The sequence below is a fragment of the Pseudoalteromonas sp. c7(2019) genome (genome assembly GCF_011378625.1).
Taxonomy (GTDB): Bacteria; Pseudomonadota; Gammaproteobacteria; order Enterobacterales; family Alteromonadaceae; genus Pseudoalteromonas; species Pseudoalteromonas arctica.
In genome coordinates this window covers 1-314 of record NZ_WTKS01000141.1, presented here as the reverse complement: position 1 = coordinate 314, position 314 = coordinate 1, and the positions used below count along the sequence as shown (strand labels likewise).

Here is a 314-nt window from a genome sequence, read left to right as displayed (position 1 = left end):
ATTACGCTGATTTAGCAGAGTCTTTTGCTGAACGTGATGATAAAGAACTATTACAAACCATGTTACTTCGCTCAATGAAGCAAGCAGTTTACCAAGACGAAAACCTAGGTCACTTTGGTTTAGCCTTAGAAGAGTATGCTCACTTTACTTCACCGATTCGACGTTATCCTGATTTGATTTTACATCGCGCCATTAAATATGTTGTTGCCCATCAAGATAAAGGCCAATTAAAAGCGAAATGGACAGAAACCGGTGGTTACCATTATCTGCATGATGAAATGGGCGTTTTAGGCGAGCATTGCTCTATGACAGAA

At 39.8% G+C, this 314-nt stretch carries 1 protein-coding gene; it reads left to right on the top strand.

Going from position 1 to position 314, the window contains the following annotated elements; all coding sequences use genetic code 11:
- Positions 1-314, top strand: a 314-nt coding sequence (locus GQR38_RS20335) for an RNB domain-containing ribonuclease (protein ID WP_165738090.1), incomplete at both ends; no start/stop codon positions are given.